General features: G+C 68.0%; 15 protein-coding genes. 11 read left to right on the top strand and 4 right to left on the bottom strand.

What is annotated here, in order from left to right; genetic code table 11:
- Window positions 1–171: 171 nt before the first annotated feature.
- From AC5JDC_RS02115 to lpxK, 6 genes are all read left to right on the top strand, one after another.
- Window positions 172–1,548 carry a TldD/PmbA family protein gene (locus AC5JDC_RS02115; RefSeq protein WP_495838696.1) on the top strand — a complete coding sequence of 459 codons (1,377 nt, stop codon included), beginning with the start codon at window positions 172–174 and terminating at the stop codon, window positions 1,546–1,548.
- Entirely contained in the window at window positions 1,535–2,344 is an 810-nt protein-coding gene (locus tag AC5JDC_RS02120; protein ID WP_495838698.1) for a 3'(2'),5'-bisphosphate nucleotidase CysQ, read from the top strand. Before AC5JDC_RS02115 ends, AC5JDC_RS02120 begins: the two co-directional genes overlap by 14 nt.
- Before the next feature lie 91 nt (window positions 2,345–2,435).
- Window positions 2,436–2,693 (top strand): DUF4170 domain-containing protein, encoded by a 258-nt coding sequence (locus tag AC5JDC_RS02125; protein ID WP_495838700.1) that lies wholly within the window; start codon window positions 2,436–2,438, stop codon window positions 2,691–2,693.
- Complete coding sequence (locus AC5JDC_RS02130) at window positions 2,690–3,478, top strand: lysophospholipid acyltransferase family protein (RefSeq protein ID WP_495838702.1); 789 nt, start codon at window positions 2,690–2,692, stop codon at window positions 3,476–3,478. Before AC5JDC_RS02125 ends, AC5JDC_RS02130 begins: the two co-directional genes overlap by 4 nt.
- Complete coding sequence (waaA, locus tag AC5JDC_RS02135; RefSeq protein WP_495838704.1) at window positions 3,475–4,800, top strand: lipid IV(A) 3-deoxy-D-manno-octulosonic acid transferase; 1,326 nt, start codon at window positions 3,475–3,477, stop codon at window positions 4,798–4,800. Before AC5JDC_RS02130 ends, waaA begins: the two co-directional genes overlap by 4 nt.
- A gap of 20 nt (window positions 4,801–4,820) precedes the next feature.
- Window positions 4,821–5,837, top strand: a complete 1,017-nt coding sequence (gene lpxK / locus AC5JDC_RS02140; protein WP_495838706.1) for a tetraacyldisaccharide 4'-kinase — start codon at window positions 4,821–4,823, stop codon at window positions 5,835–5,837.
- On the opposite strand, the gene AC5JDC_RS02145 is transcribed toward lpxK, so the two are convergent.
- On the bottom strand, window positions 5,834–6,070 hold the full coding sequence (locus tag AC5JDC_RS02145) for a DUF2093 domain-containing protein (protein ID WP_495838708.1): 237 nt from the start codon (window positions 6,068–6,070) through the stop codon (window positions 5,834–5,836). The two genes, lpxK and AC5JDC_RS02145, sit on opposite strands and share 4 nt — an antisense overlap.
- A 245-nt stretch (window positions 6,071–6,315) precedes the next feature.
- Between AC5JDC_RS02145 and AC5JDC_RS02150 the strand changes: the two genes are divergently transcribed.
- The 3 genes from AC5JDC_RS02150 (at window position 6,316) to AC5JDC_RS02160 (ending at window position 8,722) form a co-directional block, all read left to right on the top strand.
- Window positions 6,316–7,089, top strand: coding sequence for an amino acid ABC transporter substrate-binding protein (locus AC5JDC_RS02150; protein WP_495838710.1), 774 nt, complete (start codon window positions 6,316–6,318; stop codon window positions 7,087–7,089).
- A gap of 209 nt (window positions 7,090–7,298) precedes the next feature.
- Window positions 7,299–7,979 carry an ABC transporter permease subunit gene (locus AC5JDC_RS02155; protein WP_106772120.1) on the top strand — a complete coding sequence of 227 codons (681 nt, stop codon included), beginning with the start codon at window positions 7,299–7,301 and terminating at the stop codon, window positions 7,977–7,979.
- The gene (locus AC5JDC_RS02160; RefSeq protein WP_495838712.1) at window positions 7,976–8,722 is read left to right on the top strand and encodes an amino acid ABC transporter ATP-binding protein; all 747 of its coding nucleotides are present in this window, start codon (window positions 7,976–7,978) and stop codon (window positions 8,720–8,722) included. The genes AC5JDC_RS02155 and AC5JDC_RS02160 overlap by 4 nt, the downstream gene beginning before the upstream one ends.
- A gap of 6 nt (window positions 8,723–8,728) precedes the next feature.
- On the opposite strand, the gene mutL is transcribed toward AC5JDC_RS02160, so the two are convergent.
- Both mutL and AC5JDC_RS02170 read right to left on the bottom strand, forming a co-directional pair.
- Window positions 8,729–10,558, bottom strand: coding sequence for a DNA mismatch repair endonuclease MutL (mutL, locus tag AC5JDC_RS02165; RefSeq protein ID WP_495838714.1), 1,830 nt, complete (start codon window positions 10,556–10,558; stop codon window positions 8,729–8,731).
- Between the two features lie 106 nt (window positions 10,559–10,664).
- The gene (locus AC5JDC_RS02170) at window positions 10,665–11,102 is read right to left on the bottom strand and encodes a YqaA family protein (protein WP_495838716.1); all 438 of its coding nucleotides are present in this window, start codon (window positions 11,100–11,102) and stop codon (window positions 10,665–10,667) included.
- A 249-nt stretch (window positions 11,103–11,351) separates the two neighbouring features.
- Here AC5JDC_RS02170 and AC5JDC_RS02175 point away from each other — a divergent pair, with 249 nt between their 5' ends.
- Together AC5JDC_RS02175 and AC5JDC_RS02180 are read left to right on the top strand one after the other, a co-directional pair.
- Window positions 11,352–11,819, top strand: a complete 468-nt coding sequence (locus tag AC5JDC_RS02175) for a hypothetical protein (RefSeq protein WP_495838718.1) — start codon at window positions 11,352–11,354, stop codon at window positions 11,817–11,819.
- 140 nt (window positions 11,820–11,959) lie between these two features.
- Window positions 11,960–12,637: a superoxide dismutase gene (locus AC5JDC_RS02180; RefSeq protein ID WP_106772125.1), complete on the top strand. Its 678-nt coding sequence runs from the start codon at window positions 11,960–11,962 to the stop codon at window positions 12,635–12,637.
- 180 nt (window positions 12,638–12,817) lie between these two features.
- On the opposite strand, the gene AC5JDC_RS02185 is transcribed toward AC5JDC_RS02180, so the two are convergent.
- A complete protein-coding gene (locus tag AC5JDC_RS02185; protein WP_495838720.1) occupies window positions 12,818–13,450 on the bottom strand; it encodes a polysaccharide deacetylase family protein in 633 nt (210 codons plus the stop codon).
- Window positions 13,451–13,484: the final 34 nt, after the last annotated feature.

Raw genomic sequence — 13,484 nt, forward strand, 5'->3', positions numbered from 1 at the left:
CCGTCTCGCCGGGCCGCGCCGTTCGTCACCTCTTCCCCGTTTGGTAGGGAAGGCGAGGTGGAAAGGCGTCATGGCGTGCTCCCGGAAGTGCTGCCTTGTCTGCCGTCGAAAGCCGGGTGACGGAGCGGCGTGCTGCCGCAAGCCATTGCACAAGCCGGAGCGGAACAATAGATGGTGCAGCACAAAACGCAGGAAAAGTCGGATCGCCGGATGGACATCGAAGCTGCAAGCCTGATCGATCGCGTCTCCGCCCTCGTCGACGCCGCGAAGGCGGCGGGTGCGGATGCCGCCGACGCGGTAGTGGTGCGCGGCCGCTCGACCAGCGTCTCGGTGCGGCTGGGCAAGGTCGAGGCCACGCAGTCCGCCGAGGGCGACGACGTCTCGCTGCGGGTGTTCGTCGGCCAGCGCGTGGCGAGCGTCTCCGCCACCGCCGCTTCTGATCCCAGGACGCTCGCCGAGCGGGCGGTGGCGATGGCGCGGGTTTCGCCGGAGGATCCCTATCAGGGCCTGGCCGACGCCGCGCTGCTGGCAAGGACCGTGCGCGACCTCGATCTTTTCGACCCGACCGAGATTTCCGCCGATCGGCTGAAGGAGGATGCGCTCGCCGCCGAGGCGGCCGCGCTCGGCGTTTCCGGCGTGACCAATTCCGGCGGCAGCGGCGCCAGTGCGGGGCTCGGCGGGCTGGTGCTCGCCACCTCGCACGGCTTTCTCGGCCAGTATGTCGGCACACGCTTCTCGCGCTCGGCCAGCGTGATTGCGGGCGAGGGCACGGGCATGGAGCGCGACTACGATTTTTCGTCGCGCCTGCATTTCGCCGATCTCGATGCGCCCGAAGCGATCGGCCGCAGCGCCGGCGAGCGCGCCGTGCGCCGTCTCAACCCGCGCAAGGCCAGCACCGGCGAGGTCACCGTCGTCTTCGACCCGCGCGTGGCGCGCGGCATCGCCGGCCATCTCGCCGGCGCCATCAACGGTGCCTCGGTGGCGCGCAAGACCAGTTTTCTGCGCGACATGATGGGCAAGCAGGTGGCGTCGAGCGCCATCACCGTCGTCGACGAGCCGGCGCGCCGACGCGGCCAGGCATCGCGCCCCTTCGACGGCGAAGGCGTGGATGGCTCTACCCTGACCATGGTCGACAAGGGGATGCTGCAGCACTGGTTCCTGTCGACGTCCGCCGCACGTGAACTCGGCCTCGAAACGAACGGCCGCGGCGTGCGGGGCGGCTCCTCCGTCTCTCCCTCTTCGACCAACCTGTCGATCGAGCCGGGTGACGAGACCCCGGAAGCTCTGATCGGCGCGCTGAAGTCCGGCTTCTACGTCACCGAGGTGTTCGGCCAGGGCGTCAACATGATCACCGGCGAATACAGCCGCGGCGCCTCGGGGTTCTGGATCGAGAACGGCGCGCTGACCTATCCGGTGTCGGAGGTGACGATCGCCTCCAACTTGAAGGACATGTTCCTGCGCATGGTGCCGGCGAGCGATCTCGACCGCAATTACGGCACGGCCGCGCCGACGCTGCTCATCGAAGGGATGACCCTTGCCGGAAGCTGATGCCAGCACGACCGCCGGAGGGCTTGCGGCCGACCTCGATCTGCTGCGCGAGGCGGCGCGGGAAGCCGGCCGTATTGCCATGCGCTTCTTCCGCAGCAAGCCGGAAGTGTGGATGAAGGGCGGCACCTCGCCGGTCAGCGAGGCCGACTACGCCGTCGACCGCTTCCTGCGCGAGACGCTGCTCGCCGCCCGCCCCGACTATGGCTGGCTTTCGGAGGAGACCGCCGACACCGCCGCGCGGCTTTCCGCCCGCCGCACCTTCGTGGTCGATCCGATCGACGGCACGCGCGGCTTCCTGGAGGGCCTCGATGTCTGGTGCGTCAGCGTCGCCGTGGTCGAGGCCGGGCGGTCGATCGCCGGCGTGCTGGAATGTCCCGCGCGGGAGCAGACCTTTTGGGCGCTGCCGGGGCAGGGCGCCTTCTGCAACGATCAGCCCATCCGGGTGCGCCGGCCCGGTGCAAATCCGCTCGTCGCCGGTCCGAAGCCGATGATCGACGCGCTGCCGCAGCGCTGGCTCGACCGGCTGGAACGGCGCGCCTACATCCCCTCGCTCGCCTGCCGCATCGCCATGATCGCCGAGGGCAGCCTGGACGCCACCTTCGTCAAGGCCAACGCCCATGACTGGGATCTGGCGGCGGCCGACCTCATCCTGCGCGAGGCGGGGGGCGAAATCTTGAACGGGCGCGGCGCGCATCCCCGCTACGCCGGCGAGACCGTCGCCCATGGCGCGCTCGCCGCTGGCAGCGGCGGACTGCTCGAGGCGATGGCAGGGGTCGTCGCCCGGCAGGAGGCCTAGCCGGCCGCTCGGAGCACGCGGATCGGTTCCAAATTTCGCCGAATTCCTCTAGACAAGGCACGCTCTCCCACTCGACTCAGGGTTTTTCGGCATGGCTGAAGAAGATCACAAGAAGCAGCTGTTGCACCTCGTTTTCGGGGGCGAGCTGAAGTCGCTCAGGTCCGGCGAGTTCCGCGATCTCGACCAGCTCGACATCGTCGGCATCTTCCCCGACTACGCTTCGGCGCTGGCCGCCTGGAAGGGCAAGGCGCAGGCAAGCGTAGACAATGCGCATATGCGTTATTTCGTGGTCCATCTCCACCGGCTGCTCGACCCCGAGAGCGGCACTTCAGGTGATCCCAAGGCATGAGCGATAGTCCCGTCGCGCCGCTCGCCGTCCGGGCCGCGGCGAAGAAGGATCGGCGCGCCGGTCCGCTCAAGACGTTATGGCGCAGGATCCGCAAGCCCCTGGCGCAGTCGCGCCTGGTCAAGGCCTCGGTCGCCTCGCTGCTGGCGCAGGCGCTGCGTTTCGTTGACGCCACCAACCCGGTCGCGCCCGGTTCGGCCGACGCCGGTAAGGCCTATGCGGCGGTGACACCGGCGATCATTGCCATCTGGCACGGCCAGCATCTGCTCGCGCCGGCCATCTATCCGCGTGGCGCGCCGCTCACTGCCATGGTGTCGCGCAGCGCCGACGCGGAGCTCAACGCCCTGGTGATCGAGAAGTTCGGCTTCGACGCCGTGCGCGGCTCGGGCGGGCGCGAGAAGGCGAACAAGCGCGACAAGGGCGGCGCCCAGGCACTGCTTGCCCTGAAAAAGGCGCTCGATGCTGGCAGCAATGTCTGCATGATCGCCGACATTCCTCATGGCACCCCGCGCCAGGCCGGCATGGGCATCGTCACGCTGGCGCGCCTGTCGGGGCGGCCGGTGGTACCGGTCGGGCTCGCAACCAGTCGGCGCAAGGTGCTGGAAGGCACCTGGGACAAGACCACCATCAACCTGCCCTTTGGCCGCCGGGCGCTGATCGTCGGTGATCCGATCGCCGTTGCGGCCGACGCTGACGACGCCGAGCTGGAACGCAAACGCCAGGAGATAACGGCAGGACTCAACGAGGCGACGGAGCGGGCCTACCGGATCGTCGACGGTCGCGCATGAGCGAGCGCTGGGCCCGCGCCGTTCTCAATACCTATCGGCTGGCCGGCGCCGCCGTCTTTCCGCTGATCGGCACCTATGTCGGCTGGCGCGCCAGCCGCGGCAAGGAGGACCGCCTGCGCCGGCGCGAGCGCTACGGCCGCGCCAGCAAGCCGCGCCCGCCCGGGCCGATCATCTGGGTGCATGCGGCAAGCGTCGGCGAGACCAACGCCATCGTGCCGCTGGTACGGCGCATCCTCGACTACGGCGTCAACGTCGTGCTCACCACCGGCACCGTCACCTCGGCGCAGGTGGCCGACGAGGTGCTGGGCGACAGCGTCATCCACCAATACGTGCCGCTCGACCTGAAGCCGGCCGTCAGCCGTTTCCTCGATCATTGGGAGCCGGACCTCGCCATCATCGCCGAATCGGAGATCTGGCCGATGACCATCCTAGAGCTCGGCGAGCGCCGGGTTCCGCAGGTGCTGGTCAACGGCCGCCTGTCCGACCGTTCCTACCGGTCGTGGAAGAAGCGGGCCTTCCTGGCCGAGGCGCTCTTCGAGAACCTTGCGCATGTCGTGGCGCAGTCGGAGCTCGACGGCGAGCGCTTCCAGTCGCTGGGCGCCCGTCCGGTGACCGTGTCCGGCAATTTGAAGGTCGACGTCACGCCTCCCGAGGCTGACGAGGCGGCGCTTTCGGCGCTGCGCGACCAGATCGGCAAGCGGCCGACCTGGGCGGCGATCTCCACCCATGACGGCGAGGAGAAGGCAGCCGCGGAAGTGCATCTGGCGCTGCGTGCCCGCCATCCCGAGCTGCTCACCATCGTGGTGCCGCGCCATCCCGAGCGCGCAGCCGCCATCGAGGCGGAGATCGCCGCGATGGGCCTCAAGACCGCCCGGCGATCCAGCGGCGACAGGATCACGCCCGAGACCGACGTCCTGGTCGGCGATACGATCGGCGAGATGGGCCTCTATCTCAGGCTCACCGAGATCGCCTTCGTCGGCCGCTCGCTGACGGCGGAAGGCGGCCAGAATCCGCTCGAGCCCGCCATGCTTGAGACCGCGGTGCTCGCTGGGCGCAACGTCCAGAATTTCCGCGACAGCTACCAGCGCCTGATCGACAGCGGCGGTGCCAGGCTGGTGCGCGACCGCGACATGCTCACGGGCGCGGTCAACTACCTGCTCTGCAACGAGGCTGCGCGCCGCGACATGATCTCCGCCGCCGCGGCCACCGTGGGCGACATGCGCGGCGCGCTTGCGAGGACGCTGAAGGCGCTCGACCCCTTCATCCATCCGCTGGTGGTCAAGTCGCGGCTCGACGGGACCAACGGAATGCGGGGCCGATGAGGGCGGCGAGGCGGCGTTAGATGCTGGCGGAGGCGCCTCCCTTCTGGTGGCAGGCCGAGGCCGACTGGCGCGCCACGGCGCTCACGCCGCTGTCGCTCGTCTATGCGGCGGCGGCCGGCCGCCGCCTGGTGCGGGCGCCGCGCGAGAAGGTGGCGCTTCCGGTCCTGTGCGTCGGCAACTTCACCGTCGGCGGCTCCGGCAAGACCCCGGTGGCGATCGCGCTGGCCCGACGGGCCAGGGCGATGAAGCTGAAGCCCGGCTTCCTGTCGCGCGGCCATGGCGGCAATGTCGGGGCATCCCGCATCGTCGATCCGGTGCTGGAGGACGCCCGTCACGCCGGCGACGAGCCGCTGCTGCTGGCCGCCCATGCGCCCGTCGCGGTCTCGCCCGACCGGGCGGCCGGCGCGCGGCTGCTGGCGGCGCGCGGCTGCGATTTCCTCATCATGGACGACGGTTTTCAGAGCGCCCGCATCCACATGGACTATGCCTTGCTGGTGGTCGATGCCGGCCATGGCGTCGGCAATGGCAGGGTACTGCCGGCCGGGCCGCTGCGCGCGCGCGTGGTCGACCAGCTCCGCCATGCCGACGCAGTGCTGCGCATGGGCGAGGGGACAGCCGCCGATCCCGTGGTGCGTCAGGCGGCTCGCGCCGGCAAGCCGGTCTACGATGCGGTCTCGCGCCCGCGCGATCCCGATCGCTTTGCCGGTCGGCGGTTTATGGCCTTCGCCGGCATCGGCCATCCCGAGAAATTCTTCGCCATGCTGCGGCGGGTCGGTGCCGAGGTGGCGGTCGCCCGGCCGTTTCCCGACCACCACTTCTATACGACGGACGAACTGCGCGCGCTGATGGCGGAGGCGCGAACCGAGCGGCTGACCCTTGTCACCACCGCGAAGGACATGGCCCGTCTGTCGGAAGAGCGTGTGCCCGCCGGCTTCCTCGCTATGACGGAAACCTTCGAGATCGATGCCGTCTTCGACAGCGACGCGGTGCCGCGAAGGATCATCGACGAGACCTTGCGCGCCTGGCGTCGGCGCTAGCTGACGCCGCGCCTGCGCAGCTCCGGATTGGTCTCGATCTCGCGCTGCAGCGAGGCGGCGGCGTCGATATACGGCTCCTGGCGCGCCACGCTCCAGTATTTCAGCTCGTCGAGCGCAATGCGCCCGCCGGTCACCGCGCAGGACACGAAGGATCCCGGGCTGGTTACCTGAAAATCGCCGTCGAGATAGCGGACCCCGGCTTCCCTTGCGCCTGGACCCTCGAAACGGTTCATGCTCGATCCTTTCAATTCCGCTTCTTCCGCCATAAATCGGCAGGGAGGTCAAGCGTAGCAGGCCGTTGATCTTCCGGACCATCCATACGATCACGCTCGCCCGCGGCGGCGGGAAATCCTGGCGCTTGAGGATGCAGTTCGTCCAAGGTGGCAGAAATAGGAATGAAATTCCTTATCGCTTTCCCATTTATCTTCGATAAGCGGCCATCTCAGCATTTCGATCCAACCAAAGGTAGGATTCTGTCATGAAGCTCTTCAAGTCGCTGCTCGTTGCCGGGGCCCTGCAGCTCCTGGCGCTGGCCCCTTCGCATGCCGGCGAGAACCTGGCGAAGATCCAGTCGGCCGGCATCATCAAGATCGGTACCGAGGGCACCTACGCCCCCTTCACCTATCACGACACCACCGGCGCGCTGGTCGGCTTCGACGTCGAGATCGGCCAGGCCATCGCCGAGCGCCTCGGCGTCAAGGCCGAGTTCCTGGAAGGCAAGTGGGACGGTCTCATCGCCGGCCTCGATGCCAACCGCTACGACGCCGTCATCAACCAGGTCGGCATCACCGAGCAGCGCAAGCAGAAGTATGATTTCTCCGATCCCTACATCGCCTCCAAGGCGGTGCTGATCGTCGGCGCCGACAACGAGGAGATAAAGTCCTTCGCCGACCTGAAGGGCAAGAAGTCGGCGCAGTCGCTGACCAGCAATTTCGGCCGCCTGGCGGAAGCCAACGGCGCCGAGCTGGTCGGCACCGACGGTTTCGACCAGTCGATCCAGCTTCTGCTCAGCGGCCGCGCCGACGCCACCATCAACGACAGCCTGTCCTTCCTCGATTTCAAGAAGCACAAGCCCGACGCCCCGGTGAAGATCGTGGCGCAGGAGGACAAGGCCGACCATTCCGGCGTGATCATCCGCAAGGGCGAGCCGGAGCTGCTGGAGGCGATCAACAAGGCGCTGGCCGAGATCAAGGCCGACGGCACCTACAAGCAGATTTCCGACAAGTATTTCGGTCAGGACGTCTCGCAGTAGGAAACCGCCGGAAGTCCTGGAGCATGATCCCGGAAAGGTGCAGACTTTTCGGATAGGTTCATGCGGCGAAACAAGGAGTTGGAGCAGGATGGCTTCGTTCGAAGTCATCCTGCTCTGACGGGCGGCCGGTCGATCGACCGGCCGCCCGTTTGTTTGCCCGCTTGCTTCATGCCAAGGTCTGCCGCCCTCGTGGTTTCGGGAGATGACGCGTGCCCCACTGGCTTCAACTGATGCTGGACTCGCTCGGCCCGCTGTTGTGGGCGGCGGTGAAATTCACAGCGCCGCTGACCATCCTGTCCTTCGCGCTGGGGCTGACAGTCGGCCTGATCGCCGCGCTGGTCCGGCTGTTCGCACCGGCGCCCTTCGCCGCGGCGATCCGCTTCTACGTCTGGATCATCCGCGGCACGCCGCTTCTGGTGCAGCTCTTCCTCATCTTCTACGGCCTGCCCAGCGCCGGCATCGTCATCGACGCCTTCCCGGCTGCCCTGATCGGCTTCACGCTCAACATCGGTGCCTATTCCTCCGAGATCATCCGCGCCGCCATCTCCTCGGTGCCGCGGGGCCAGTGGGAGGCCTCCTATTCGATCGGCATGAGCTTTCAGCAGACGATCCGCCGCACCATCCTGCCGCAGGCCGGCCGGGTCGCGGTGCCGCCGCTTTCCAACACCTTCATCTCGCTGGTCAAGGACACCTCGCTCGCCGCCGCCATCACCGTGCCGGAGCTGTTCCAGGCGGCGCAGCGTATCGTCGCCACCACCTACGAGCCGCTGATCCTCTACATCGAGGCGGCGCTGATCTACCTGGCGCTGAGTTCGATCCTGTCGGCCCTGCAGGTGCGGCTGGAGGAACGGCTCAACCGCTATGGCGGCTTCCTGGAGGCGCGGTCGTGATCGAGCTCGTCGACATCGAAAAGCGTTTCGGCGACAACGTCGTGCTGAAGGACGTCACGCTGCGCATGCGCGAGGGCTCCGTCACCGCGCTGGTCGGCCCGTCCGGCGGAGGGAAAAGCACGCTGCTGCGCTGCATCAACCTGCTGGAGATCCCGACCGTCGGCACGGTGCGCATCGGCGAGGATTCCCTGCGGTTCCATCCCGGCCAGAAGGTCGGCTGGGCCTCGATCCAGAAACTGCGCCGCCAGACCGGCATGGTCTTCCAGAATTTCCAGCTCTTTCCCCACAGGACTGCCATCGAGAACGTCATGGAGGGCTTGGTTACGGTGCTCAGATGGCCGGCCGGCAAGGCGCGTGAGCGGGCGCAGGCGCTGCTCGACAAGGTCGGGCTGGCTGAAAAAGCCGACGCCTGGCCGGCGACGCTGTCGGGCGGCCAGCAGCAGCGCGTGGCGATCGCCCGGGCGCTCGCGCCGTCGCCGCGCGTGCTTCTGTGCGACGAGCCGACGTCGGCGCTCGATCCGGAACTGTCGGAAGAGGTGGTCGACGTGCTCGGCCAGCTGGCGAAGGAGGGCACCACCATGGTCATGGCCACCCACGATCTGCGCCTCGCCTCCCGGGTGGCACACGAGGTCGTGTTTCTTGAAGCGGGCAAGGTGGTCGAGAAGGGCGAGCCGGCAAAAATCTTCGGCAGCCCCGAGCGCGAGCGCACCAAACGTTTCATCGCCACGCTGACGCAGCAGTGAGGGGCGTCACCGCCGTCCGAACAGCCTCTCGATGTCGGAAAGCTTGAGCTCGATATAGGTCGGGCGGCCGTGGTTGCAGGTGCCCGACCCTGGCGTCGCCTCCATCTGGCGCAAGAGCGCGTTCATCTCGTCCGGCAGCAGCCGGCGACCGGAGCGCACCGAGCCGTGGCACGCCATGGTGGCGGCGATGGCGTGCAGGCGCTCCCTCAGCGTGTCGACGGTGTCGGTCTCGGCGATCTCGTCGGCGAGGTCGCGCACCAGCTGCTCGACATTGGCCTCGCCCAGCATGGCCGGCGTCTCGCGCACCGCCACCGCGCCGGGGCCGAAGCGCTCGATGCCGAGCCCGAAGCGCCTCAATGTCTCGGCATGCCGCGCCAGCCGCTCGGCATCGTCTTCCGGCAGGTCGACGATGGTCGGCAGGAGCAGCATCTGCGCCGGCATCGGCCGCGCCTCGAGCGCGTTCTTCAGCGCCTCGTAGACCAGCCTCTCATGCGCCGCGTGCTGGTCGACGATGACCAGCGAATCGCCGGTCTGCGCGACGATGTAGTTTTCGTGCACCTGCGCCCGCGCCGCGCCGAGCTGGAAGCCCAATGCCTCCGGTGCCGGCTCGTCGGTCCCTGCGCGCGCGTCGGCGCTGTCGAGCGGCCCAGTATCGAAGGCCGTCTGCACGTCCTCGGCAAAACCCGCCGCCAGCGGCCGCTGGAACGAGCGCGCGGCGTCGAACACGCCGGGAACGGCACTGCGGAAGGCCGGATTGTAGCTGCGGTGGCCGCCGCTCGGGCCGGGATGGCCGTAGCTGGTCGGGCCGGGGCGGAAAGCGCCCAGCATGGCCGCCGCGCCGGTCGAAGCTGGGCGGATGCCGGCGCCGGCCAGCGCCTCGCGGATCGCCCCGACGATCAGCCCGCGCACCAGGCCGGGATCGCGAAAACGCACGTCGGCCTTGGCCGGATGCACGTTGACGTCGACCAGCGCCGGGTCGAGCGACAGGAACAGCGCGGCCACCGCATGACGGTCGCGCGCCAGCGTGTCGGCGAAGGCGCCGCGGATGGCGCTGGCGATCAGCCGGTCGCGCACAGGCCGGCCGTTGACATAGACATATTGCTGCAGCGCGTTGGCGCGCGAATAGGAGGGGATGGACACATGGCCGTCGAGCCGCACGCCTTCCCGCGCCGCGTCGACCGCCAGCGAATTCTCCGGGAATTCGGCGCCCATCACCTGCGCGATGCGCTTCAGCCGGTCGCCGGCGGCGGTGAAGTCGAGCGTCGAACGGTCCGAACCCGACAGCGTGAAGCGGATATTCGGGAAGGCGATGGCGATGCGCCTGACCACGTCGGCGGTCGCGCTCGCCTCGGCGCGCTCGCCCTTCATGAATTTGAGCCGCGCCGGGGTGGCGTAGAAAAGATCCCGCACCTCCACGGCCGTGCCGCGATTGGCGCCGGCGGGCTTCACCGCCGAGACGCGCCCGCCCTCGACCGTGATCTCGGCGGCCTCGCCGTCGGCGGTGCGCGAGCGGATCGAAAGCCGCGACACCGAGCCGATCGACGGCAGCGCCTCGCCACGGAAGCCGAGCGAGCGGATGTCGTGGATGTCGTTGCCGAGTTTCGACGTGCAGTGCCGCGACACCGCGAGCGCCAGCTCGCCGGCGGCGATGCCGAACCCGTCGTCGGTGACGCGGATCAGCGACAGCCCGCCGCCCGCCGTGGCGATCTCGATGCGGGTGGCGCCGGCGTCCACCGCGTTCTCGACCAGTTCCTTGACCACGCTCGCCGGCCGCTCGATCACCTCGCCGGCGGCGATCTGGTTGACCATCGTTTCGGAAAGCTGGCGGATCGGCATGGCGCCATTTTATAGGGGATTCGCCGGCGGGACGAAACGGCGAGCGCTTCACGTAGCGCTGGGGCCGATCGCCATACTTGGGACGCGCTGCATTGATTGGAAGCGCCTACACGAACTGCAGCGTCGCCGCCGCGAGCGCCAGGTAGCGCCCGGTCTTGGCGATGGCCACGATGGCGACGAAGCTCCACAGCGGCTCGCGCAGCACGCCGGCGACCACCGTCAGCGCGTCGCCGCCGATCGGCAGCCAGCTGAGCAGCAGCGACCAGCGGCCGTAGCGGCTGTACCAGCGCGTCGCCCGCTCCAGCGCCGCATCGCTCGCCGGGAACCAGCGCCGGCCGCGAAACCGCTCGATGCCGCGCCCCAGCACCCAGTTGAGCACCGAGCCGAGCACGTTGCCGATGCTCGCCACGAGCAGCAGCAAGGCAATCGAAAAGCGGTCGGCGACGAGCAGCCCGACCAGCACCGTCTCCGACTGGGCGGGAAGCACGGTCGCCGCGAGGAAGGCGCTGCCGAACAGGCCGAGATAGGCGGCGAAGTCCGTCATGGCGCTTCGCGGCGCCGGCACGCATCGGGCGGGTGACGCAGGTTTTGCATGAGACGAGCTAATGCAGGAGAACGGGATTTTCAAACGCTGCGTCCCCCGTGCGCCGATAGCTCGGTGGCGGCCTCGTGCCGAAGCGACGATGACCGGCCGCCCAAGGACGCGATCGCCGCGGCGGCATTCCATCGCCCGCAAAAAAGCCGTGATGGCCGATGCTTGGTTCCGAACGACATCGGCTTGCGAGGAATCGCGATGCTTGCGCAGAAAACGCCACTCGTCAGGCTGGTTTTACCCTGTGCCGCGCTCCTCGCCTGCGCGCTCTCCCCCGCACACGCGGCCGAAACGCCGACGGAGGCGGTCCTGGTCTTCTACGACCGGCCCGGCCTCGAAAATGATCCGGCGGCGCGGGACCGCTTCGCCGATCCTGCCAGGAGCGTGCTCGACGGCAGCGACCGGCTGCGGCGGTCGGGGCAGGGCGAGTGCCTCGACCCTCATATGGCGCTGGACAATGTCGAGGGGGACGCCGCGGACCTGCGCAAGACGCTCAGAACGCGCGAAGTCGTCCAGGCCGAGGAGGCGAAAGTGCTCGTCGCCTTCAACGCGCAAGGCGCGCCGCATCGCATGGAATGGAAGCTGAAGAAGGTCGGCGGCGCGTGGAAGGTCGTCGACATCCTGTCGGTTACCGGCGACTGGGCGCTCAGCCAGTACAATTGCGAATGACGTCGAGCCGCCTCGACGCATTGCGTCCGATCCGCCAGGTCATCAATGCGCGACGGGCAGCCGCGATCGGCCAGGCGGAAGGGAACGCATCGGGCGAACGGGTGTTGGGAGCACAACCATCCCGCAAAGGAGTCGATACGATGATCGTTACACGCCGTTCAGCCCTGATGATCGCCGCCGGAGCCGCCGTGGCCGCGACGGCACGTCCCTCGATCCTGCGCGCCGCCAGCCCGTTCGAGCAGCCGCCTTTGCCTTACGGCGAGGATGCGCTGGCGCCGCAGATCTCGGCGCGTACCGTCGGCCTGCATTACGGCAAGCACCACAAGGCCTATTTCGACAAGCTGAACCAGCTGGCGCCGGGCACGCCCTATGCCGACATGGAACTCCGCGAGGTGGTCGTCGCCGCGAAGAAGGACGGGGAGGACAAGATTTTCAACCAGGCCGGCCAGGCCTGGAACCACGTCTTCTACTGGGAGCAGTTCAAGGGCGGTCCGGCCAAGCCGGCCGGCGCGTTCGCCGAGGCGATCGAGCGCGATTTCAACGGCGAGAAGGGCCTGTTCGACGCTTTCGCCAAGGAGGCGGACAACGTCTTCGGCACCGGCTGGGTCTGGCTGGTCGCGGACGATGGCAAGCTTGCGCTCAAGGGCTACCAGGACGCCGGCAACCCGCTCCCGGACGGCCTGACGCCGCTGGTCGGCATCGACCTGTGGGAGCACGCCTACTATCTCGACTACGAAAACCGCAAGGCAGAGCACATCGCCGCCGTATTGTCGGAGCGGGTCAACTGGCAGGCGGCGGGGGAGAGGATGGGGTCTTAGCCCGACGCTCTCGAGATCCCAGGATCCGTCAGCAATCCGCTATGCCGGGAAACGGCTCCTCGCCTCAATCGTCGTAGGTTTCGATCGAGCCGAAGGCATAGCCCCGCTGCCTGAGTGCGGAGATCAGGGCTGAAAGATTGGCGTTGCCGTCGTAGTTTTCCTGGAACATCTCGTCATGCATCAGGAGGATGAGCTTGCCGGGACGGACGAACCTGCCGCCGAGGAACAGGTGGTCGATCTCGGAGACGAGGTGTTCGACCGTCTGCACCGGCTTGCCGCGGCTGTCGTGGACCCATTCGTGATCCCAGCCGTAGGATTGAAGCCGGACGCCGAGACGAACTCGAAATCGATCTGCTCGATTTCGTCCTCGGTCTTGCCGATCGAAAGATCGTCCTTGTAGACGTCGGGCAGGCGGAACACGTCGCGGCCGGGCAGGCGCGCCTGCACCGGCTTGGCCGTCAGGCCGAGCACCTCGTTGGCGCGCATCATGTCGGCGACCACGCCCTCAGTGTCGGCATAGAAATGCCGGTAATGGTCGTGCGCATGGCTGTAGCTGTGGTTGCCGACGGTGACGTGGGGAAGGGATTTCGCCCGTTCGACCAGCGCCCTGTGCGCGGCGCTCGCCTCGGCATGCTTGCCCACCATGAACATCGCCGCCGGAACCTTCTCCGCCTCCAGCACGTCCAGGATGTTCTCGGTTCCCGTCAGCGGCCCGTCGTCAAAGGTGAGATAGATGATTCGGTCGCTTGCCCGGACGGCGGAAACGGCAAGGAAAAGCGACACCGCGGCTGTCAGCAGTGGAGCGAAGCGCAAGGGCACCTCCGGTTGTGACTGGAGGGCGACCTTC

The sequence above is a fragment of the Kumtagia sp. genome (assembly GCF_059502445.1).